Origin of the sequence: Psychrobacter sp. TB15, assembly GCF_000511655.1 — a bacterium.
Classification (GTDB): domain Bacteria; phylum Pseudomonadota; class Gammaproteobacteria; order Pseudomonadales; family Moraxellaceae; genus Psychrobacter; species Psychrobacter submarinus.
This window is the reverse complement of the sequence record NZ_AYXN01000042.1, coordinates 278,600-302,791: the sequence shown is the minus strand read 5'-3', so window position 1 is coordinate 302,791 and position 24,192 is coordinate 278,600. Positions and strand designations below refer to the sequence as shown.

The 24,192-nt window shown below is 45.8% G+C and carries 16 protein-coding genes, 2 tRNA genes and 1 pseudogene; 3 read left to right on the top strand and 16 right to left on the bottom strand.

What is annotated here, in order from left to right; all coding sequences use genetic code 11:
• Positions 1-34: 34 nt before the first annotated feature.
• Positions 35-841 (bottom strand): dienelactone hydrolase family protein, encoded by an 807-nt coding sequence (locus tag W234_RS0112840; RefSeq protein ID WP_025647234.1) that lies wholly within the window; start codon positions 839-841, stop codon positions 35-37.
• Positions 842-1,199: 358 nt separating this feature from the next.
• On the opposite strand from W234_RS0112840, the gene W234_RS0112835 reads away from it, so the two are divergent.
• Together W234_RS0112835 and W234_RS0112830 are read left to right on the top strand one after the other, a co-directional pair.
• Positions 1,200-3,287 carry a catalase gene (locus W234_RS0112835; protein WP_025647233.1) on the top strand — a complete coding sequence of 696 codons (2,088 nt, stop codon included), beginning with the start codon at positions 1,200-1,202 and terminating at the stop codon, positions 3,285-3,287.
• Between the two features lie 222 nt (positions 3,288-3,509).
• Positions 3,510-4,292 carry an MBL fold metallo-hydrolase gene (locus tag W234_RS0112830; RefSeq protein WP_025647232.1) on the top strand — a complete coding sequence of 261 codons (783 nt, stop codon included), beginning with the start codon at positions 3,510-3,512 and terminating at the stop codon, positions 4,290-4,292.
• A gap of 98 nt (positions 4,293-4,390) precedes the next feature.
• Here the strand turns inward: W234_RS0112830 and W234_RS0112825 are convergent.
• The 7 genes from W234_RS0112825 to leuS form a co-directional block, all read right to left on the bottom strand.
• Positions 4,391-4,466 (bottom strand) — tRNA-Lys (locus W234_RS0112825).
• A gap of 221 nt (positions 4,467-4,687) precedes the next feature.
• Positions 4,688-4,763 (bottom strand) — tRNA-Lys (locus tag W234_RS0112820).
• Between the two features lie 305 nt (positions 4,764-5,068).
• On the bottom strand, positions 5,069-7,078 hold the full coding sequence (locus W234_RS0112815) for a MacB family efflux pump subunit (RefSeq protein ID WP_025647231.1): 2,010 nt from the start codon (positions 7,076-7,078) through the stop codon (positions 5,069-5,071).
• 148 nt (positions 7,079-7,226) lie between these two features.
• Positions 7,227-8,567 (bottom strand): efflux RND transporter periplasmic adaptor subunit, encoded by a 1,341-nt coding sequence (locus W234_RS0112810; RefSeq protein WP_025647230.1) that lies wholly within the window; start codon positions 8,565-8,567, stop codon positions 7,227-7,229.
• A 170-nt stretch (positions 8,568-8,737) separates the two neighbouring features.
• Positions 8,738-9,823: a DNA polymerase III subunit delta gene (gene holA / locus W234_RS0112805; RefSeq protein WP_025647229.1), complete on the bottom strand. Its 1,086-nt coding sequence runs from the start codon at positions 9,821-9,823 to the stop codon at positions 8,738-8,740.
• Between the two features lie 98 nt (positions 9,824-9,921).
• Positions 9,922-10,656: a hypothetical protein gene (locus W234_RS0112800; protein ID WP_025647228.1), complete on the bottom strand. Its 735-nt coding sequence runs from the start codon at positions 10,654-10,656 to the stop codon at positions 9,922-9,924.
• 59 nt (positions 10,657-10,715) lie between these two features.
• On the bottom strand, positions 10,716-13,433 hold the full coding sequence (gene leuS, locus W234_RS0112795; protein WP_025647227.1) for a leucine--tRNA ligase: 2,718 nt from the start codon (positions 13,431-13,433) through the stop codon (positions 10,716-10,718).
• Between the two features lie 188 nt (positions 13,434-13,621).
• Here leuS and W234_RS0112790 point away from each other — a divergent pair, with 188 nt between their 5' ends.
• Positions 13,622-13,987, top strand: a complete 366-nt coding sequence (locus W234_RS0112790) for an arsenate reductase (protein ID WP_025647226.1) — start codon at positions 13,622-13,624, stop codon at positions 13,985-13,987.
• Between the two features lie 79 nt (positions 13,988-14,066).
• Here the strand turns inward: W234_RS0112790 and W234_RS0112785 are convergent, their stop codons facing one another.
• The 8 genes and pseudogenes from W234_RS0112785 to hemB form a co-directional block, all read right to left on the bottom strand.
• On the bottom strand, positions 14,067-14,267 hold the full coding sequence (locus tag W234_RS0112785) for a hypothetical protein (protein WP_025647225.1): 201 nt from the start codon (positions 14,265-14,267) through the stop codon (positions 14,067-14,069).
• 17 nt (positions 14,268-14,284) lie between these two features.
• Positions 14,285-15,381, bottom strand: a pseudogene (locus W234_RS14100) (RNA-guided endonuclease InsQ/TnpB family protein).
• Between the two features lie 172 nt (positions 15,382-15,553).
• A complete protein-coding gene (gene argB, locus W234_RS0112775; RefSeq protein WP_025647224.1) occupies positions 15,554-16,465 on the bottom strand; it encodes an acetylglutamate kinase in 912 nt (303 codons plus the stop codon).
• 245 nt (positions 16,466-16,710) lie between these two features.
• The gene (locus W234_RS0112770; RefSeq protein WP_025647223.1) at positions 16,711-18,612 is read right to left on the bottom strand and encodes a hypothetical protein; all 1,902 of its coding nucleotides are present in this window, start codon (positions 18,610-18,612) and stop codon (positions 16,711-16,713) included.
• Positions 18,613-18,685: 73 nt separating this feature from the next.
• Entirely contained in the window at positions 18,686-19,150 is a 465-nt protein-coding gene (gene dut, locus W234_RS0112765; protein WP_025647222.1) for a dUTP diphosphatase, read from the bottom strand.
• Positions 19,151-19,278: 128 nt separating this feature from the next.
• Positions 19,279-20,682, bottom strand: coding sequence for a magnesium transporter (locus W234_RS0112760; protein ID WP_025647221.1), 1,404 nt, complete (start codon positions 20,680-20,682; stop codon positions 19,279-19,281).
• Between the two features lie 53 nt (positions 20,683-20,735).
• On the bottom strand, positions 20,736-22,769 hold the full coding sequence (locus W234_RS0112755; RefSeq protein ID WP_025647220.1) for a UvrD-helicase domain-containing protein: 2,034 nt from the start codon (positions 22,767-22,769) through the stop codon (positions 20,736-20,738).
• Between the two features lie 243 nt (positions 22,770-23,012).
• The gene (gene hemB, locus W234_RS0112750) at positions 23,013-24,020 is read right to left on the bottom strand and encodes a porphobilinogen synthase (RefSeq protein ID WP_025647219.1); all 1,008 of its coding nucleotides are present in this window, start codon (positions 24,018-24,020) and stop codon (positions 23,013-23,015) included.
• Positions 24,021-24,192 lie beyond the last annotated feature (172 nt).

Below are 24,192 nucleotides of genomic sequence, written 5' to 3'. Positions count from 1 at the left end.
AAGGTTCGCTCTTCTTATAGGGTACAAACTAAAGTTATTTATATGCATTGGATAAAAAATCTGTATAACGTCTCCAAGAGCGCTCATCGGCACGAGCATTGTATCTATCAGGATTATCGAAGTCAGTAAAGGCATGGACTGCACCGCTATAAGTCAACATCTCATGGGGTACTCCACTGGCTTCTAACGTCTTACCAAGGGCGGTAAAATCCTCAAACGGCACGGCTTCGTCGGCACTGCCATGAAAGACTAAAATCTCACCCTTCGTTTTATCATAAGTTTGACCCGCTGGCAGCTCAAGCCCCCCATGAAAAGGCACAAAAGCTTTTTGCTCAAACCCTGCTCTTGCAAGCTCTAGAGCTACCGTACCGCCAAAGCAATAGCCCATCGTTACGCCTTCGCGGACATCATTGCCTTGCGCTTGTCCTGTATTTAGAGCACCAGCAAGCAGACGCCGCATTTTACTACGATCGTCGTATAGCTCGGAGGTGAGCCGTTTTTTGTCTTCAAGCTTAGTAGGGCGAATGCCTGCACCGAACATATCCGCTGCTAGGACGTTGTAACCCTCGCTCGCTAGCATATCCGCGCGCTTTTTTTCATAATCGGTCAAGCCGTCCCAATCATGAATCAGCAATATAAAGGGAGCATTAGGCTTATCCGCTTTGGCGTAATAGCCTTGGTACGGTTGGTTGTCTACGGTATAGCTGATATCTTTGGTGGTAATAGCAGCGGCCGTTTGACTAAAAGCTAGCGTAACCGCGCTGACTGATAAGCCAACAAACATAGTTTTGAGCGAGGAGAGATAAGAGTGACTCGATTGATAGCTAGTATTGCATAACATAAGCGACCTCATAAGCAGAGTGAAGAAGGGTAAACGGACTAAAGCATGTCCTTGAAGAGTAGTAGAGCATCGTTAGAAGACGTGTTTAATAGGCTGATAAACCCTTTGACGCTGTCATTCTTTGTAAGTGGCGAGATTAAGAATGTTTAGAGTCCAATTCGCCGCTAGTATCAAAACGACCACAGTACTTAAGTAAACAGCCTTTTTATAAAGTATCATAATTTTTTTTTGATAGCTGCAAACTTTAACCAAATATCAACAGGTATTATCATGTAAAACCTAAGCGAGTTTAGTAGAATTAAATTTCGCTCTTATTCTCTTATTAGAGCTTAATTCTTATAACTAGCTAGGATGCATGATGAAAACCAATATTGATCATACTGACCCCGCAAAAGACATGAACCCAACTCGCGGCAATGGCGGCGAGACTCACCAACGTGCAGACGACGACACAAAAGCGCTCACTACGCAGCAAGGTGTCGTTATCTCTGATAATCAAAACTCTTTAAAAGCCGGTAGCCGAGGCCCGAGTCTTTTAGAAGATTTTGTATTACGCGAAAAAATCAACCATTTTGACCATGAGCGTATTCCTGAGCGTATTGTCCATGCGCGTGGTAGTGCGGCGCATGGTTATTTTGAATTAACTGAATCGTTAGAAGAGTATACAACAGCTAAAATACTAACTGAAACCGGTAAGCAGACTCCTGTATTTACCCGCTTCTCAACAGTTGCTGGTAATAAAGGCTCAAAGGATACGCCCCGTGACGTACGCGGATTTGCAGTCAAGATGTACACAGAAGAAGGTAATTGGGATTTAGTCGGTAATAATATGCCTATCTTCTTTATTCAAGATGCTATTAAGTTTCCTGATCTCATTCATGCAGTCAAGCCGGAGCCTGATCGTGGTTTTCCGCAAGCGGCTTCTGCCCACGATACCTTTTGGGACTTTGTCTCGCTAAGCCCAGAGACGATGCATAACCTGATTTGGCTTATGAGTGATCGTGCATTGCCGCGTAGCTTTAGCATGATGGAAGGTTTTGGTATTCATACCTACCGTTTGCTCAACAAAGAAGGTAAGAGTACTTTCTTCCGTTATCATTGGAAGCCAGTTGCTGGCGTGCAATCATTGATTTGGGATGAAGCAGTTAAAATATCTGGTGCTGACCCTGATTATAACCGCCGTGACATGTATGAAGCGATTGAAAATGGTATGTATTTTGAGTGGGAGCTTGGTGTACAGCTCTTTACCGAAGAAGAGGCCAATGAGTTTCCATTTGACCACTTAGATGCCACTAAGCTGATTCCAGAAGAGCTAGTGCCAGTTAAAATCATCGGTAAAATGGTACTAAACCGTAACCCAGATAATTTCTTTGCAGAAACTGAGCAGGTAGCCTTCTGTCCATCGCATATACCACCTGGTATCGACTTTAGTAACGATCCCTTATTACAAGGCCGTCTATTTAGTTACTTAGATACTCAGTTGTCACGATTAGGCTCACCAAACTTTGTTCAGATTCCTATCAATGCGCCTAAATGTCCGTTTGCAAATAACCAGCAAGACGGTCATATGCAAATGCAAGTGCCTAAGACTCGTGTGCTTTATGAGCCTCAAAGTCTAGATCTAGACCGTCCACGTGAAAGTCCTCAAAAAGGTTTTAACTCGTTTCATGAAAAACTGGATGATGGCGTAAAAGGTCGTATCCGTGCTGAGAGCTTCGCTGATCACTATAGTCAGCCACGTATGTTCTATCGTAGCCAAACCCCTGCTGAACAAGCACACATTGCATCAGCCTACGCGTTTGAGCTTGGTAAAGTAGATGCGCCGCATGTTCGTACTCGCGTGCTCAGTCACCTTATCAATATTGATGAAGATCTAGCTAATCGTGTTGCCAATGCCTTAGGTATGGAGCTACCAGAAGCGGCAGAACCAGCAGCACCAGTACAAGATATGGACACCTCTAAGCCTCTGCAAACGATTGGTCGTACGCCTAAATCACTAAAAGGCCGTTTGGTTGGTATCTTAGTGGCTGAAGGATCAAACCATGAGCAAGTTAAGAAGTTTGAAGATGCTATTAACGCTCAAGGCGGTATGGTCAAAATTGTTGCTCCTAGCAAAGAAGTTAAGCTTGACGACGATACGCGTATCCAAGCAGATGAGCGTGTCGCTGGCGCACCCTCTGTATTCTTCGATGCGGTAGTGAGTATCATTATGCCGGATCAAGCTAAGAAACTGGCGGAGGATAGCTCAACGCTAGATTGGTTCACTGATGCTTATGTACACTGTAAAGCCATTGCTTATTGCGGTGCAACGGATGAGTTTATCTTAAGTAAACTTCCTGTAGAAAAAGATGAGTTTGTCACACCGCTCGCTGAGCTTGACAGCTTTGTAGAAAATGCAAAATCTCGTCTATGGGAGCGTGAGCCTAAGGTTCGTGACTTGGCTTAATCCTATGAAGTTGTAATCATGATGAAGAAAAACTCAGCCTAAGTGCTGAGTTTTTTTATTTATGAGCTTATAAATATCTAAACATGTCGTTTTATACGCTAATAAAAGTTTGCTCACAAGCGTTCACTGAATATCACTGACTAATAAAGCGCTAAGGTTATAATAGTAAGATTGTATTTATTGATAGGAGTAGTCTGATTGGATCAGGCTTAAGGTTTAATAATGGATTTAATAAATATTGTAGCGATTGAAGGATATATTCAGACCACTTATATGGCCGTCTATCCTGATAAGTTGTTATTGCTAGACTCAGGATGTCGATGTGATGTTGATAGCGTTTTAACTTACATTACAGATACCCTGGAGCGTCCTATCGATCAGCTTAAAACGGTTGTGGTCACTCATATGCACCCTGATCATGCTGGCGGGGCTGAGTTGTTAAAACAAAAAACGGGTTGCCAGGTAGTCAGTGCAAAAGCTGATAAAGCTTGGTATCAAGGAGTGTTAGGCAGAGTTTCGCATCTGAACGATTTAGCGCTAACTTACTATGTGGCCAATAGGCAAGGAAAGTCGATAGCTAACGTTTGGTATGATCCTATCTTAAAAGTTGATGTTGAGGTTGAAGAGGGTGACCCGATACCAAACTTTGAAGACTGGGTGGTTTTGGAGACGCCTGGGCATACAGATCGCGACTTGACATTATGGCACGCGCAGACCAAGCAAGCTTACACTGCAGATCTTATATTGAGTATCAAAGATAAGTTTGTATCGCCTTATCTGATTACCCTGCCTAATGCTTATCGAGCTTCTTTGAATAAGATCAAAGCATTGCAGCCAGCAGTGGTATTACTGGCTCATGATAAAAGGGTCAAAATCAATGATAAGGACTTTGATCTTCTTATAGACAGAGCACCAAAGCAGCCCCGTAAGACCTCGCTTAGGAATATTTTGAGTACCACGATACCTAAGCTTAGGTTTGCTCGTAAGAGAGTCAAAACGCCTTAATCAAAGTACGCATTAAAAAGTACTAACTAAGTAGTCAGTAGCTCATAAACAAACAAAAAAAAGCCCCACTACCAAAAAGTAGTGGAGCTTTTGTAATATGGTGGACCGACCGCGACTCGAACGCGGGACCAATTGATTAAAAGTCAACTGCTCTACCAACTGAGCTATCGGTCCTGAGAAGCATGAAAAAATTGCATTGCAATTTTAGCTTCGTAAGGGAAATCCTTTAAATAGGATTTCCTAAAACTTGATACCTTAACGATATCTGACTAAAAAAAGCACTGCTTTTTTAGCTCTGCAAGAATAATCTCCTGAAAGAGGAAAATTATTTAAAACCAAACTTATTAAGCTAATACCGAATAGGGCAGAATACTTAATAAGCGTACTACTAAAAATGGTGGACCGACCGCGACTCGAACGCGGGACCAATTGATTAAAAGTCAACTGCTCTACCAACTGAGCTATCGGTCCTGAGAGACGTTAAAAAATTGCACTGCAATTTTAGTCTCGCAAGAGAATTTTCCTTAAAGGGAAAATTCTAAAGATTATACTAACAACTTAAGTTTAAACATTAAGTCATTCGCAAAGCTTTCTCTCATTCACATCTAGATAATTTGTATCCCTAAACGTGAGAGCACATTATATATATTCCTGCGATAATTACAACCCCATGAGGAACAAAAATTATGATTTGAGCGTAAATTTTATAGATTTTTTAAACTAACCAACTTTATTAGAAATGTTTATATCTTTTGAGCCTAACAATAAGTACAGATCTAATCTCTAGACAGCGCTTCCACTGGGTCAAGCTTGGCCGCATTACGCGCTGGTAAAAAACCAAAAATAACGCCAATTAAAGTTGAGCAAACAAAGGCGGCAATGATAGAAGTTGGAGAATAAATCACTTTAAAGCTATCACCAGCGACACTATTGATAAGCTCGCCGATAGCAAAGGCAAGTCCGATACCCAATAAGCCGCCTAAAATACAGACTAAGATGGCTTCGATCAAAAACTGCTGCATAATGTCGCTTTGACGAGCGCCGACTGCCATACGCACGCCGATCTCGTTGGTGCGCTCGGTGACTGAAACTAGCATGATATTCATCACCCCAATACCGCCGACGATCAAGGAGATGATAGCAATGGATGAGATAAGTAAGGTCATAGTGCCTGTCGTTGACTCAATCGTTTGACGAATAGAGTCTGAGTTACGAATACGAAAATCGTCGGTACCGTGACGACCTTCCATAAGGGTGGAGATGGCAGACTCAGCAGCGGAGGAGGAGATACTGTCGTCGATTAAAGCGACGAAACGCTCAATATTGGGACTACCTACTAAGCGTGACATCATGGTCGTATAAGGCATATAAAGGGTAGGCGACTCTACTTGACCGCCAAAGCCACTGTTATTAGGTTCCAATACGCCAATCACTCGCCCGGGTACACTACCGATTAACACGACTTCGCCGATAGGGTTATCAACATCAGCAAAGAAAGTCTGCTTAGCATTGTCATCAATAATAATATCTTGCGTGCGTTTTAAGATGCTTTGCTCATCGAAACCTTGACCTTGGGATAACGTCTCGCCACTAACGTCAAGATAGTCTTGCCCCACGCCGCTGATACTCGCCGCCTCTTGTACATTGCGATAACGTACACTCATGTTACTATCAAGCTGCGGGCTAACGCTGGTCACATAAGGCTGATCAGCGACCGCCTGCGCATCCTCAGGCGTGAGATTGTCGTCATTGTACTGACGTCTAGGATCGCCCCATGGATAACCGTCTATTACGGTAATAGTGTTGGTTCCCAATGAGCTAATATTAGCGAGTATCTGCTCTTGTGAGCCTTTACCTAACCCTACGACTGAGACTACTGAAGCAATACCAATGATAATACCGAGCATCGTCAAAAGCGTACGCATTTTATGCGCGCGCATGGCGAGCAGGGACATCTTAAAAGCTTCAAACAAACGATCAATAAAGCTACTTATCTTGCCTTTACGATGCCTGTTGAGTATAGGCTCTGGCTGCACTCTATTATCAACTGCCGTTTGCTGATAATGCTTGGTACGATAGTCCTCGATGACATAGCCGTCTTTGAGCTCAATGACGCGCTCAGCCTGCTCGGCAAGACCGGGGTCATGGGTGACCATGATAATGGTATGACCTTGCGACTTTAAGTCATGCAAGATGGCCATGACATCTTCGCCTGACTTGCTATCGAGCGCCCCTGTGGGCTCATCAGCTAAGATAATATCGCCGCCATTCATTAGCGCGCGAGCGATTGATACCCGCTGCTGTTGACCGCCTGAGAGCTGATTCGGACGATTATTGACCTTATCCGCAAGACCTAAATCTGACAGTAGCTGTTCAGCGCGCTCGCTGCGAGCCTGTCCATCCATCCCCGCATAAACAGCAGGCACAGAGACATTATCACGAGCATTAATATCGCCAAGCAGATGATAGCGCTGAAAAATAAAACCAAAGTGCTCGCGGCGTAATTTCGCCAGCTCATCGGCATCAAGCCGGCTGACAGGCTGTCCATAAATCTTATAGTCACCTGCTGTCGCCTGATCTAAGCAACCCAAGATATTCATTAGAGTAGACTTACCAGAGCCAGATTGCCCGATGATAGCGACCATCTCGCCTTGATGAATAGTGAGGTCGATATCATGCAGCACGCGTATCGTCTGCTCGCCTGCACGAAACTCTTTAATCAAGCCTTTGACTTGCATCAGCGGCGCAGTTGCTGCGCTATTGGCATTGGTTTTTAGGGGATCCATGAATACAACGACCTATATTATCAAATCAGAAAATCACTAAGGGTCTAAAAGTTATAGTGCTCTAAGCTTAAAGGTTGCAAGACGTTCAACAGCACTGGAGCTAACTGAATCTAAGTACCTTAACTGGTACGTTAGCTAACATGACCTGTTAAAAAGGGGGTCCTCCTCTACCACCTTGACTACCCCCTGCTTTTTCTTCACTCAATATCACCTCATCGCCTGCGCTTAATCCACTTAAAATCTGGGCGTTAACGCGGTTGTTAATGCCAACGGTAACGCGTTGTTCAGCGACTTCGCCGTTGTCTTTGAGCACGCGAACCACGCCTGCGCTAGTAGAAACATCAGTATCAGTACTTGAGTCGCCAGTAGATCTTTTACTGTTTTTAGCAGGTTGTAGGGCAGCAGAAGGAACAAGCAGCGCGTTTTTAGCTTCATTAATAACGATATAAACCTGTGCGGTCATGTCGATACGAAAGCGGCGCTCAGTGTTTGGCACTTCGATGTAACCGATATAATAGATAGCAGCATCAGTAGAGCTGGTATCACTGATATTCTCGGGCGCAGGTTCAATAGCTTTTAGGGTAGCGTCATACTTTTGGTCAGGATTACCAATGATATTAAAATACACCGGCATGCCTGCTTGCACGTTAATGACATCGGCTTCAGAGATCTGCGCATTAATGCGTACGGTCGAGAGATCGGCTAAGGTGACGATAGTCGGCGCAGTTTGATTGGCGTTAACGGTGGTGCCTTGCTCAGTGGTGATAGAGACCACTGTACCTGATATCGGCGCGCGAATGGTGGTGTAGCTCAGATCCTCCTCAGCGGTACTGACGTTGGTTTGTGCTTTACGTAAGGCGGCGCGTTGGCTGTTGATATTGGCTTGAGTGGTGGTAATAGCGGCTTTGGCAGTATCTATAGCGGCGCGAGCATTATCAACCGCGGCTTTTGCCGTTGCCACACTGGTGGCCTGAGTATCATATTCTTGTTGCGATATCGCATCGATAGCCACTAAGCCCTTGAGACGCGCAAAGTCAGATTGGGCTTGTTTGTATTCAGATTGACGACTGGCCAGATCAGCATAGGCGCTCTTTAGGCTGGCTTGACGACTCAAAAGCTCAGCCTCAGCACTTTGAATGGCGGCTTCGCTTTGCTCGAGGCTGGCTTGCTCATTGCTTAGATTGTTTTTTTGGGTGACTTGATCGATTTGGGCAATGAGCTCGCCTTGCTTAACCTCGTCTCCGACTTCCACGAACAGCCGTTTGACTTCTCCTGACACCTGCGCGCCAACGTCAACGGTGTTAAGCGCCTTTACTTTACCGGACGCCATGACGTTGTTTTCGATATCACCTATCTCAGCGGTGGCGGTAATGTAATTAGGGCTCTCTTCTTTGGGTTTAAAAGTCCTGTAAGCCAGCACAATAAGTGCAAGCACAACTAAGGCGATAATGCCCCATTTTATAGCTGATTTTTTGGTGATTTTGCCCATGCTCAAAGTCCACTTACCATCAAAACAATTTTGACTATAGTAAAGACTTCAGGGGCAAATTGAAATGGTTATTAGTTTGCGAAAGGTTAAGGAAAAGCGGGGTAGCTGCAACATAAGAGGGTATAAAAAGGGCTTTATTAAAAGGTGTAAGTCATTATTTGAGTAAGCCATTAAGCAGCAAAGAGCTTTTTCCCTGACAGCTCAAGCGCAGCTTGTAATAACAGCTCCCAAGCAGGCTGACGAATGAGGCCTTTGATGGCCTGATCACAGCGATATAGCAAATCCGGCCACTCGGCGGTTTGCGCAAGGGAATGACGACGACAAGCTTGGCTGTACAAGCCTTGCTTACTACGCCAGATTCCTAAGCTTTGCGGATCTTGCCCATCCATTAGCGCCATGACCAACCGCATGTCTTTGGCTATTGCCCAAAGTACCAAAGTCGTTGGTTCATCAGTAGCTTGTAGCTGAAATATGATTTTCGCTACCTGCATGCTATTGCCTGTGAGCATAGCATCGGATAAGTCAAAAACGCTGAATTGCGCATCGCTGACTAAAGCAGCTTGCAAGTCAGTAATACCTAGAGCTAGGTTCTTATGACTGGCCGCGTCGCTATTACGATTGTCAGTAGTAGGACTGAGACTGTCGTTATTATTTTCAGATAACTTTGGAGCGAACAGATAGGATAAGCGCCAAAGGGTTTGATAAGCGCTGAGTAGGTGATGCTCGGTGTGCGACATCAATAATTGCCAAGCCTCTTGCGAAAGACGTAGGCCGAATTGCTCTGCTTGTACTTGCAATAACTGCTGACGCGCGCGCTCATCGTATAAGTTACCATCGATAACTTGGCCATACTTGGCAAAAGGCGCAAACCACTTGCTGGCTTGGCTGCGTTTATCTTGCTTCGGCGTTAGCCATAATAAGCTATGACTATGAGCGCCGGCTTGTGCATCGATAGCAAACTGCTCAAGCTCGGCAATAGTGGCTTTATCCGGCTTATGATTGCCCGTCACGATGAGCGCGCTGGCATCATCAAAGAGCGATTGGCTACCTAATTCAGACAACACCTCTTGCCAAGACTTCACCGATATGAGCTCAATGCGTTTGATGGCGTAGTTTTGCTCGCGCCAATGTGGCCGCAGCGCATTAATTAACCATTGCTGCAGTAAGGGCTCATCACCGTGCGCCAGCCACAAGCCCGCTACAGCTACTGAAGGTTGCAGCAGTTTAGGATAGGCTTGGATAAAGGTCTGCTGCATAAAAGATAAGCCATCAGTTGCTGATTGGAAGTGAGGATTAAAGGTATCAGTTCAAAGTGTCAATTCAACGTATTCACTTAAAGCATTCATTTAAAACGTTAAGAGGTCGGGGTAGTCACCACAGTGGTCGAGGGCGCTGAGTGCTCTAACATAGGTGCGGTTTGGCGAGCCTTACTAGTATTGGGCGACACTTTGGGTAAGCTGATAGCGACATACTGATCGGTAATACGGCGCGCAAGACTATCGTAGAGCCAATCGCGGATCTGATCGCCTTGTTGATCGTCAGTGCTGACCGATGCCTCATTATACTGATAGCTACGCTCCACTTGGATGGGATTAGTCAAAGTCACTGGCTGCCCATTTTGATAAGTGTCATAGGTCACATCAGCAGAGAGTACCAAACGTATCTCTGTTAAGACGCCTACTAGTTCATAGCGCCGAAAGCGTAAATTGTCTACTTTTATAAGGGCGATTTTTTCGGCATCGGTGTTATTGGCTTTGCTATTTGCGGCGTTTTCAATCATCGTCATACCATCAACGACGTCTACTCCCAAAGTCTCTAAGCGTCTAGTTAGTGGCAGCTTCAATGGGAACGAGCGACGATTATCTTCAATCACCACTGCTGTTTTTTCGACCTCAAAATTTAAAGGCGCATCCAGTCCGCGCAGATGAAATCCGCAGCCCGTAAGGACAGTCGCTGTCGTCACCACCGTCATCATAGGTAGCACTGCTAACAAAGAAGTAGCTAGCGTTTTACCAAGGCTTTTACCTTTAGCAGGCGTACCTAAGCTGTTCTTACGTGCTGACTGCATGTTTTGCTGTTGATACGCCATAACCTTCATCCTTCATCGCCATAAAAAGCCAAAAACATCACTTGTAGTTAAAAAATAAACTAGCCAACAACGACAATGTTCACTAACTTATTAGGGACAACGATCTCTTTTTTGATCTCGCCAGTAAGAAACTTAGCGACGCTATCGATGCTGCGTGCTTGAGCTTTAAGCTCTTCAGGGTCACTATTAGGCGCGACGTCCATTTTACCGCGTACCTTACCATTCACTTGCACCACCATAGTGATCGTATCTTGTACTAAGGCGCTCTCATCGACAGTAGGGTAGCTCATCGTTAGTGTATCCACGCCTAATTGCTCAAGTAAATACTCGCCAGCATGCGGCGCATAGACCGAGAGCATAATGAGCAAGTCTATCAAAGCTTCATGCTGCACTTGTAAGTCTTGCTCGCCGTTGACTTTAAAGCTTGTGAGCTCATTAGCAAGCTCCATAAGACTCGATACTGGAGTATTTAAGGCCAAGCGCTCGCCTAAGTCGTTATCGATTTTACCTACTGTCTCATGAGTCTTACGGCGTAGGTTTTTGGCCTCGCGGCTTAGATTATCGGTAGTTAACGGCTGATCATTTAAAGTAGCAAGCGCTAAGTTTGACGCGCTTACAGCATTAATATGATCATGAGCCAGACGCCAGACTTTTTTGACAAAGTTATAAGGCCCTTTGAGCGCATCATCTGACCACTCAAGGGTTTGATCGGCAGGCGCGGTAAACAGGGTATATAAACGCACCGTATCCGCGCCGTATTGATCGATAGTGGTTTGCGGGTCGACGCCGTTATTCTTAGACTTTGACATCTTTTCGATTTTGCCAATATTTACAGGCTGTCCATCTGCTTTAAGTGTCGCTTTAATCGGTTGACCCCGCTCGTTGTAGTCGATATCGACATCATCAGCGAAATAATACGTCGTGCTGCCATCGCTATTCACACGATTAAAGGTGCCAGCGAGTACCATGCCTTGGGTCATCAAGTTTTTGAAAGGCTCATCACCTGAGACTAAATTTTCATCTCGCATGAGCTTATGAAAGAAACGCGCATAAAGCAGATGCATCACTGCGTGCTCAACTCCACCGACGTATTGATCAACCGGTAGCCACTTGTTAGCGGCTGATTTATTGACCATATGCTTGTCGTCATTGGGGCTAGCAAAGCGCGCGTAGTACCAGCTGGATTCGACAAAGGTATCAAAGGTATCGGTCTCGCGCTCTGCCGGATTACCGCATTTAGGGCAACTGGTATTGACAAACTCAGGCATGTTTTTGAGCGGATTACCGCGACCATCAGGCACGACCTCAGTCGGTAGTACGACTGGCAAATCTTGCTCTTCTACCGGCACCGTACCGCAGTGCTCGCAGTTGACCATCGGAATCGGGCAGCCCCAATAGCGCTGGCGAGAGACGCCCCAATCGCGCAGACGGAACTGAATCTTTTTATTGGCAAGGCCTTTTGGCTCGAGCTTCTCAAGCATCGCTGCAAAAGACTGCTCAAAATCCATACCATCAAACTCGCCTGAGTTGACTAAAGTATTGCGCTCAGTATAGGCGAGGTTAACTTCACAGCCTTCGGCTTCGGCCTCAGCTTTTGCCGCATCAAAATAACCGGCAGGGACGTCGATGACTTGTTTGATTGGCAAGTCGTATTTAGTCGCAAATTCATAATCGCGTTCATCATGTGCCGGTACTGCCATGACCGCGCCTGAGCCATAGCTCATTAGCACGTAGTTAGCGACCCAAACTGGCAGCGCCTCCCCAGTCAGTGGGTGGGTGACTGTGAGACCAGTATCCATACCGATCTTCTCTGCTTTGGCCAAGTCGGCTTCGGCAACTGAGCCTTTTTTACACAATGCATTGAACTGGGCGATGACCTCATCCTTTTCAGCCGCATATTTCGCTAATGGATGCTCAGCTGCAACAGCGACATAAGTGACCCCCATCAAGGTGTCAGGACGGGTGGTAAATACATCCAAGGTACTCTCTTGGCCTTCAAGCTCGTAAGGGAAATGCACTTCCATACCGGCACTACGACCGATCCAATTGCGCTGCATGGTCAGTACTTCTGAGGGCCAATGGCCTTCTAGCTGATCCAAATCATCGAGTAATTCATCAGCGTATTCGGTGATATTAAAGTAATACATCGGAATATCGCGCTTCTCAACGAGTGCGCCACTGCGCCAGCCTTTACCATCGATGACTTGTTCATTGGCAAGGACAGTATTATCCACTGGATCCCAGTTGACGGTCGCAAGCTTCTTATAAACTAAGCCTTTTTTATACAGCTGCAAAAATAGCCACTGCTCCCATTGATAATACTCAGGGCTACAAGTAGCAAACTCGCGCGACCAATCGATCGACAGGCCTAACAGCTTAAGCTGCGCGCGCATATTATCGATATTTTCAAACGTCCACTTGGCAGGCGGCGTCTGATTGGCTATTGCTGCGTTTTCTGCTGGCAAGCCAAACCCATCCCAGCCCATTGGCTGCATGACTTCAAAGCCTTTAAGGCGATAGTAACGGCTCAGCACATCTGAGATGGTATAGTTACGTACATGACCCATGTGCAGCTTACCGCTCGGATAAGGGAACATCGATAGCATATAGCGGCTAGGTTTGTCGCTTGGCTCATTGCTGACTTCAAAGCGCTTATCTGTTGCCCATTTGGCTTGCTGCTGCGTTTCGATCAGCTGTGGCTGATAAAGCGTATTATCGGCGGCTGAAGTAGCGTTATTATTAGGGATAGAGTGGTCAGAGGTCACAGCGTGGTTCATAATTGGCTCGAAGTTAGATATTTTTATTGACGTTTTGGAGTGTAAGTTCTAAAAACAAATAATTAGTAAAATGAGATACGCTAGAATAGCGCAAATTGGGGAAAAATGCGATGGGCTAGGGTAATAATAGCGCAGTATTGAAAGACCAAAGTTTTAATTTTCAAGCAAGAATAATATAAGGAATAACGATGACAATCACTATCTATGGTATCAAATCATGCAGCACCATGAAAAAAGCATTTACCAAGCTCGATGAGCTGGATGTCAGTTATGACTTTCATGACTATAAAAAGCAAGGTATTGATAAAGCTTCAGTCCAGCGCTGGGTCGCGGATTTGGGCATTGATAAAGTGCTAAACAAACGCGGTACTACATGGCGTAAGCTAAGCGATGAGCAAAAGCAGGCCGCAGACGCTGATGTCAACACAGCTATCGGTTTATTGCTGGAAAATACCAGTATGATTAAGCGCCCAATTATAGAAGGGGTGCATAATGAGCAGCCCATTCTACTTTGCGGTTTTGATGCGGATGAGTTTGACAAAGCCTTTGCTTAAAGCGCTCACCGCTCACTGTAGACACTATAAATACTGTCGCAGTAGCACGAGACTACAATAAAACCTGACCTTAAAAAAATCAGTAAAATCTAAGCTCAGGTTTTATTACCCCTACGATAAACCAAATCACGCTAAACAGCCAAATGATGAGGACATAAAGTCTGATTTGCTCTGCAGTCCAATCAAGGGCAAACCACTCAATCATAAAAAACGACTTCCAGCCCTCGATCCATTTGGCGCCGCCATAACCTATGATCCACCAGCAGTAGATACTCTCCAAATTGACTTCCTCCCTCCCTAAACGGAGGGAATTGCTACTAAAGACGGCCAAGCCCGACCGCGAGAATGTTTTTTGCTCCATTAACATCTCTATTATGGGTCGTTTTACAAGAACGACAAAACCACTCTCTTATACCAAGCCCTTATCTACCTTTCGGACTGTCTTGGCGAGAGCCGCAACACGAGCAGGTTTGGGTGCTGTACGCTTCATTGACTTCAAGATAGTGGCAACCTGCGTTCGCGCATTTGTAATCCAGTTGCCGCTTAATCTCAAACCAACCCGCGTCATAGACGGATTTGGCCAGTTTGGATGAAGTGAATGATGTTGATTTTATTTGACCAACAACGATTAGGCTGTTGGCTTTGACAAGATTTGATGTGAATTTATGAATTAAATCCTGGCGGGTATTTTTAATCTTGGCGTGAATGGCTTTGACCCGCTTTTTGTTTTTAGCGCGTTGAGCAATGGCCAGTTTTTCTGCGTATTGATGGGTGACTTTGATTTGTAGCTGATCACCCTCACTACTGACCGCTGAATCCTTACAGCCTAGATCAATACCAACTTGGCCAGTGCCGCACTTAGTCTTTGGAAATTCTTTAACGGTGACACAGGCATACCAGTGACCACGATTGTCTTGTACCAATTCGCAAGTGTTGATGTTGTAGAGCGAGAGGTTATAGCTATCCCATAGGTCTATTGTGAGCTTTTGACGGTTAGCTAAGCTAAATTGCAGGGTGCTTTTTAAAGACTTTTTACCGCTTTGGCGCGTACTGATATGCTTAATGGCGGTCTTTTTAAACGGAATCCAGCCCAAGCTTCTTCTCTTGGCCTTTGGGTTGTTGGTGCGCCAGTTGAGTTTGGCTTTTTTAAACTGTTTACGGGATTTAGCGTGAATCTCACTAATCGCTTGCAAGGTTTGACTGTGTAGATTTAGGTATTCACCCGCCCCTTTGGTGTAAACAGCCAAGTCATAGGCTGAAAAGAATTTGCCTGTGCGCTGTAAATGTTTAAAACTAAGCTCATTGACGTAATTCCAGACAAAGTTAACTGACCCAGCCAAGATATTAAGCTGAGTGGCATGTTTGTCTTTGATGCGTAGCTTGAGCGTTTTCATGGGATAATTATGATCTCAATGTATTTGGTTATCAAGGGGTTCGCCATACTGGGCGACAATGACTGACGCCTGATATCCACGCCCTAGAAGGACGTGGTTTTACGGCGCTGAATGATAAAAAGCACACACCATAGCCCTAATGACATAACCGCGCTCCCATTTATTACTAAAACTAGCTCATGGCCGAGTCGACTTCACGGCTAATCAGTGTACCGACGCCTTCATTAGTGAAAATCTCGAGAAGCGTCGCATGCGGTACACGGCCATCAACGATAACCGCGCTTTTGACGCCGCTGCGCACCGCATCTAAAGCGCAGCCGATCTTCGGAATCATGCCGCCTGAGATGGTGCCATCCTCTATCATGGCATCTACTTTTTTGGGCGTCAGGCCAGTGACTACTTTACCATCACGGCCTAATACGCCTTTGATATTGGTAAGTAGCATTAGCTTTTCCGCTTGCAAAAATTCAGCTACTTTACCTGCGACCAGGTCAGCATTGATGTTATAAGTATCGCCATTGTCATCGACACCAAGCGGCGCGATAACGGGAATAAAGTTGGAGGAGATGAGCATATTAATGACGTTTTTATTGACGCTGACTACATCACCAACATAACCCAAATCGATAGGCGTCTCAACACCATCATCATCGACCTTTTGCATGAGCATTTTTTTGGCATGAATCAGGTTGGCGTCTTTACCGGTCAGGCCAATCGCGCGGCCCCCGTGTTTATTAATGAGGCTGACGATCGACTTATTAACGCCGCCGCCAAGCACCATCTCGACGATATCCATGGTGCTTTTGTCCGTGACACGCATACCATCAATACGCTCTGATTTGCGTCCGAGCTCTTTGAGTAAGGTATCGACTTGCGGGCCGCCGCCGTGTACGACCACGGGATGTAGCCCAACTGTCTTTAGCAGCACAATGTCACGAGCAAAAGAGCTCTCAAGCTCAGGATCGGTCATGGCATTACCGCCGTATTTGACGACGATGATCTTATCGACAAAACGTTGAATGTAAGGCAGTGCGGTGGTCAAAACCTCTGCGGTGGTTTTGGCGTCATTAAAATTAAGGGACATGAGGGACTCCTAAAAGGTAGCTCAAGATATCAGTTTAAAAAAACCAGTTTAAAACAGGTCGAATCAAAACGTCAGCGCAATATAAAAAAAGGCGGCAATCTCCAGAGACTGGCATAAAATCATTGAACAGTAATTATTAAACAATAGCTATTAAACAATAACTATTAAGCAGCAATTATCAGATAGCAATGATACTAAATACTGCGCAGCTTGTAGTATAAATTAAATTGCTTAGCTGCACGGTATCATTCCGGCTCGATAGCTGCAATTTGCTGAGCTAAGTGGGTATCAAATAGCTCGCATAAAGCGACGAATCGCGCTTGTACTGCTTGCAGATCCTTCATGCTATCGCCAGCGAAACGTACGGTAAGGCTATGACTGGTATTAGACTCACGCAGCACACCAAAACCATTCGCAAAGTCTAAGCGTACGCCGTCTATCAGGGATATCTGCGTATCTAATGGCATCAGCTGCTTCGCTTGCTCTATGCTGATATTGCAAACATTATGAACAGCAAGATGGGTTTCAGTACGAGTATTAGCGCTATTATTAAAACAACTGCAAAGTGTTAAGTTTTTAAATAAATCTACAGGGCTTAGCTTAGTGTTATCCGTATTAGTACCGTGCCCACTCGCTAAATCTTGTAAGTAGCAGCAACAAACTGTTAGATGCTCTAATAAGGAAGCCTGACAAACTTGCTTGGCAGGTAAGGGTAGATAGTGATCAGCGGTGCTGACTAAAGTAGGTAGGCTCCTTGTGATATCTGTCAAAGCATAAGGCGGTAATACTGAACGCAGTTCGCCCCACAAGTCAGTGGTCAGCATGACTTTTTCTGTTTGCGCGATAGTAGGGACAGCGGTAAACGCTAGCCAGTATAATAAGCGCAGTCCGGCGTACATCGCATCATCATAAACGATAAAATAGCCATCGTTAAAGATAAAGTGACCCGATAACTCACCGGCAAAGATAGCTTGCTTGTGATCAGTTTGTAAGTGTTGACGTAATAGGCTACTGCCCGTTTGAGTCATAACGGGCTTAGCACCAAGAGCGGCGAGCAATTTTGCTAAATGATGAGAGCATTTGACATCGAATAATACGGGCGGCGCCGTAGCAGTGTGGTCGCTAGTTTCATCGTTAGCAGTTGTATCTAATTTTGAATGTCGCTCAGTAATGGCCACTTGCGCTAATAAGTACAATAAATGATCAGGGGTGACGACTTTGCCGCTATTATCGACAATCATGAGTCTATCGCCATCACCATCGAAAGCTAAGCCCATATCGGCTCGATTAACGATGACCGTTTGCTGTAACTCTGCAAGCCGGTTAGGCTCTGTCGGATCAGGATTACCTGTAGGAAAACTGCCATCAGGACAGTCATTGAGCATAATGACGCGCTGACAAAAGCGCTCAAACAAAGGCTTGGCGATATTACTGGTCGCGCCGCTGAGACAGTCAATAACCAGAGTCAAGTCTAGCTTTTTGTCTAGGTTCAAAGCCGGTTGAGAGACGGTATGCCGTAAGAAGCTATCTTTGTTACGATTATGGTCCGAGACGCGTTTATCAGCCGGATGAATAGCGTGTATCACTTGCGCTATCGCTTCGATATAAATGCTTGCGATGGTATCGGCGGGCAAGCAGGGACTGGTTGATACTTTATCTTTATGAGTGTTATCAGCCATAGCACTGAGCTGACTGTTAGCGACTTGCTGATAGAGGGCTTGAATCTGGGCGTGACTAGGCGAGGCGTTATGGACCAGCCACTTAATCCCCAAAGTGTCTTTTGCAGAATGACTGGCGGTGACCATGATGCTATGACCATCATATTGCTGCGCCCAAAACGCCGCCATAGGGGTAGTGACTAAGCCTAGATGAATAACCTTTAGGCCGCTGGCTTGTAGAATATCAGCTATCGTTTGCGCTATACAGTCGCTACCGTGGCGCACGTCATAGCCAACGACCACGGTAGGGCTAGACTGCGTCTGACCTTGAATATAATCTTTGGGATTATGACGCTGAGTAGTATAGAGCTGCGCAAAAGCTTGCGCTAACGCCTGCACAAAGTCTTGCGTAAAATAGCGCCGCGCGCCGCGAATATCATAAGCACGAAATAAGGCTTTTTGGGCAGCAAAAGGCGATTTGTTCTGCATCTTTTTGTTCCCGTGGCCTTATTATGTCGCTTATTATACGTGTATTAATATTACTTCTTAAAAAAACTGACTATCACTGACGACCCGAATGACCAAAGCCGCCGACGCCGCGCGCGCTTTGATCACTAAATTGGGTGACGATATCGAACTCTGGGCGCGCGACTGGAACTACAATATACTGCGCCATCCGCTCCGCTGGATTAAGCACAAAATCATCAGCGCTACGGTTCCACACGCTGACCATCAGCTCGCCTTGGTAATCTGCATCTATCAATCCTACTAAATTACCAAGCACAATACCATGCTTATGACCAAGACCTGAGCGCGGTAAAATCATCCCAGCAAAATTAGAATCAGCAATATAGACTGCCAAGCCGGTACCTACTAGATGCGTCTCGCCCGCCTTGATCGTTAAAGGCTCGTCAATACAAGCGCGCAGATCAATACCTGCTGAGCCGTCAGTGGCGCGCGTAGGTAGCGAAAAGGCTGGGTCGTCGATTACTTTTGAGTTTAATACTTTCACTTGTACAGTTTGCATCATTTGTCCTAATACTTTTATGAATTAAAATGGCTGTTTTAAGATTATGTTTGAGTCCTTTATCAAGGTTAGCAGTTCGCTGATGCCATTGATGACTACATCTAAGCGAACACGAAGCGAAAAGGGCGCTAAAGTATCAAGAGACTTGCGAGCCCCAAAAACGACATAAAGCCGACGATATCAGTGACCGTCGTCAAAATAACCGAAGCGGAGAGGGCAGGGTCGATATTCATGCGTTTGAGTAGCAGCGGAATACTGATGCCCGAGACATTAGCCGCAGTCATATTGATAGCGATAGCGCAGCCAATTACCGCGCTGATCTTACCATCTTGAAACCACAACTGCGCAATACCTGCCATAATAATGGCCCAGATAATACCGTTTATCGCGCCGACCCACAGCTCTTTATTAAGCAGCCAAACCCGATTAGAACCCCCGATTTGACCCATCGCCATACCGCGAATCACCACCGTCAAAGTCTGCGAGCCGGCGATACCACCCATGCTAGCAACCACTGGCATCAAAATAGCTAAAGCGACTACTTGTGCGAGTACTTCCTCAAACTGACCGATGACCGCAGCCGCTAGCAGCGCGGTAACCAAATTAATACCGAGCCAAATACTACGGCTTTTTGCACTATCTAGGATAGGCGCAAACAGCTCATCGTCTTGGCTAACACCTGCTAGATTACGCATAGTGCTATCGACATCATCTTGAATAATCTCCATGATGTCTTCGGCATTGAGCTGACCGACCAGCTCACCAAAGTCGTTAATCACAGGCGCAAAGCGGATATCTTCTGAGCGAAAAATAGCGGCGGCATCAGTGATATCTAATCTATCATTGATAGTAATGGCGTTATCGATAAAGTCAGCGACTAAAGCCTGCTGATCGTGTTTAATTAAGTCAACTAAGCTAAGTAGGCCCAAGAGCTGCTGGCTTTGATCGACGACCAATAGCTCTTGGCTTTGATCATCAAGCAGATCTATGTTGTCTCGTAGCCAGCCTTGTACGTCAGCCAAGCTAACATCGTCATGTACCTGAATGATATCAGGATCCATATAGCTGCCCACTTCCCAGTCAGCATAAGTATCCAGCTTATTGACCTGAACGCGAACGTCTTCATCTAAGGTCGCCATGACTGATGAGCGTACGGTATCAGTCACAGTCTCCAAAATCTCGGAGATATCTTGCGCATCGAGATCTTGAGTGAATAAGGAGATTTCTTTGGAGGAGACGTTTTCAAGTAAAGGCTGGCGCGTCTCATCTTCAAGCTCAGCGAGAACTTCGCCTTTGAGCTCCTCTGGCACCTGCGCCCAAATCAGGTGCCGATCTTGGATAGGGAAGGACTCTAGCAAGTTAGCAATCTCGTACTCTGATTGCTTAGCGAGGAATTCAACAATCTCTTTGGAAGCTTCTTTTGCGACTAACTCTTGCAGGTACAGCAGCTTATATTCTGCACTATATTCTAACGGATTATAGTCTGCCGGTAGGGTGGTGGCGCGTTCAGAATTAGGCGTAGGTGCAGACATAACAGTTCCAAAAGTGATGACAGGTTAAAGACAGTAGTAAGGCTAATGCACTGCTAACGATTACCCAGTAGTGCTCGAATATTGGCTAGATACTCATCAGCGACAGCGGCGGGATCTTTGGTGGCTTTTTTCTTTTTCGCCTTAGCGGGCCAATCGATATGATCTTCTGGCAGCTCATCCAAAAACCGCGACTCGGAGGTGACGCGCATCTGCCCACCGGCACGGCGCTGAGCGGCCAAAGTCAAAGTCAGCTCGCGGCGCGCCCGAGTGATACCGACGTACATCAAGCGCCGCTCTTCCTCAATAGTTTCGCTGAGGATTGAGTTGCGGTGCGGCAGCATCTCTTCCTCAAGACCCATGATATAGACGTAGTTAAACTCAAGGCCCTTTGCTGCGTGCAGCGTCATCAGATTAACTTTATTGGTATTCTCTTCTTCTTGCTGCTGCTCGAGCATATCAAGCAGTACTAATTTACGAATGATAGTATCGATAGTGCGATCTTCATCGTCTTCAGCGCGATTGATCAAGGACTGAATACTGGTATAAAGCATCTCGATATTATCGATGCGGTTTTTTTCTTGCTGCGGGGTTTTTGCGTCACTACGCACAAAATCAATATAGCCGGTCTCATCAATCATCTGCCGGACGATAGGAACCGGGTCAGGATGTTGATCGAGCTCACGAGTATAATGCTCGATAAAGTCGCCAAACTCTTTTAGCGTACCATAAGCCTTACTCGGTAATACATGACTCAAGCCGCCATGAGTACACGAAGCAAGTAGCGAGATACTGTGCTCTTGCGAGAACAGGCCTAATTTCTCAAGGGTCGCAGGCCCCATACCGCGTTTTGGCGTGTTAATGATGCGCAAAAAAGCACTGTCGTCTTCGGGATTTAGAATCAAGCGCAGATAGCCCATGATATCTTTGATCTCGCTACGCGAAAAAAACGACTGACCGCCTGATAATTTATAAGGGACTTGTAGCTGACGCAGATTCGCCTCTAGCATTCGCGCCTGAAAGTTACTGCGATACAGCACCGCGTAGTCTTCCCACTCATTACCAAAACGCAGTTTATGCGTGGCGATCTCTTTGGCGACACGCTCGGCTTCATCATCGTCATTGCGGCAGTTAATAATACGAATTTTTTCGCCTTCACCTTTATCTGACCATAGTTTTTTCTCGAATAGATGCTCGTTATGGGTAATGACCGCGTTGGCTGACGTTAGGATACGACTGGTAGAGCGGTAATTTTGCTCAAGCATGACGATTTTGAGTTTTGGAAAGTCTTCTTTGAGCAGCGCCATATTTTCAGGTTTGGCCCCGCGCCAAGCGTAGATCGATTGGTCATCGTCGCCCACCACGGTGAAGCGTCCCTGCGGCCCCACTAGGTATTTAATCATTTCATACTGGGCAGTATTGGTATCTTGATACTCATCGACTAATAAATAGCGAATACGGTTTTGCCATTTATCACGCAGCTCGCGGTTTTCACGCAGTATCTTGGTTGGCAGCACGATCAAATCATCAAAATCCACGGCATTATAAGCGCGTAGGTTACGCTCGTATAAGGCGTAAAGCGTGGCGAAAATCATATCTTCAGGATCATCAAGCGTCTCCATCGCTTGCTCAGGCTCAACCAAGTCGTTTTTCCAATCGGAGATCATCTTAATGGCTTTACCCACCAGCTCGCGGCTCTCTGCGCCTGATAAGTTATCGCGCATCATCAGCTCCATAAGTAGGCGCTTACTATCATCGCTATCCATGATAGAGAAGTTACCCTTGAGCGGAGTATGAATCAGCTCATAACGCAAAAACTGCAAGCCAAATTGGTGAAAGGTTGAGACCGTTAGCCCGCGGGTCTTCTCACTAGGCAGTAATTTGCTGACCCGTGCTTTCATCTCGCGCGCCGCTTTGTTGGTAAAGGTTACCGCCGTGATACGCTCGGCTGGCGTATTACACTCTTCGATAAGATAAGCAATCTTACGGGTAATCACTGAAGTTTTACCCGAGCCTGCGCCAGCCAATACCAGTAGCGGCCCTGATACATAGAGCATGGCTTCTTGTTGTCGAGGATTGAGTTGACTCATAGATTACCTTTTGGACAGAGGTTACGAACGCGAGATAGCAAGGATCACAAATTTTAGTAATAAAATTCGGTAGATAACGGGTTGATAGCTAACAGAAGCTATCAAAATTAGGTGAGCTATTATAAAGCAAAAGTGCTGACTTTTGGGAGCAGATAGCTAACGGAGTGTGCACAAAAAAGCGCCAACTGAACGGAATCAATTGGCGCTATTTTGTTTTATTGGACTTAACACCTTTACTCCATATTAAGCATTATTTAACTGCCGAGCTGCCTCAAGTGCAAAGTAAGTCAAGATACCATCGGCACCGGCGCGGCGAAAACCAATAAGCGATTCTAGGATCACCGCATCAGTCAGCCAGCCGTTTTGAATAGCTGCCATGTGCATCGCGTATTCGCCGGAGACTTGATAGGCAAAAGTCGGTACGCCAAAGGTGTCTTTGACTTCACGGATCAGATCGAGATAGGGCTGACCAGGCTTAATCATCACCATATCTGCGCCCTCATTGATGTCCATCGCCACTTCGTGCAAAGCTTCAGCGCGGTTACCAAAGTCCATCTGGTATTGTTTTTTATGACCGCCTTTTAGGTTGCCGGCGCTACCGACTGCATCACGGAACGGCCCATAATAAGCAGAAGCGTATTTGGCAGAGTAAGCCATGATAGCGGTATTGACAAGACCTTCGCTTTCAAAGGCATCACGCATGGCTTTGATACGGCCATCCATCATATCACTTGGAGAGATGATATCAGCGCCAGCTCTAGCATGGACGAGTGCTTGCTTGACGAGTACCTCAACGGTGTCATCATTGACCACATAACCACTGTCATCAAGCAAGCCGTCTTGACCGTGTGACGTATAAGGGTCGAGCGCCACATCGGTCATCACCACCATCTCAGGCACTGCGTCTTTTAGTGCTGCTACGGCACGCGCGCTTAGCCCATTCTCATCATAGGCCGCTTTGCCATCAGGAGTTTTTAGCGAGTTGTCAATAACAGGGAAAATATCGATAGTCGTCACGCCCTCGCTTAAAAGCTCTTTGGCATAATTAATCAATAGGTCTATCGATAAGCGCTCAACGCCCGGCATACTGGCGATGGCCTCGCGCTGATTGCTACCTTCTAATACAAATACTGGGGCTATGAAATGTTTGGGGTGAAGCTCGACTTCACGAATCATAGCACGGATATTATCGTTGTAGCGCAAGCGGCGCAGGCGAGTCTCGGGGAATTGACGATTAAACGTATAAGACATTGTTTTTTCCTTATTATTAGTTTTAGTGAGTTTGAGGGGTAATCATTAAATAAGTAAAGCATCAGATGCAGCTAAAATTTTTAGCTTTTATATATAGCTACTATCTATATATAACTACTAAAGGTAGCACATAACAACAAAAAGCCCCACCAAGAAGGTAGAGCTAATTGTT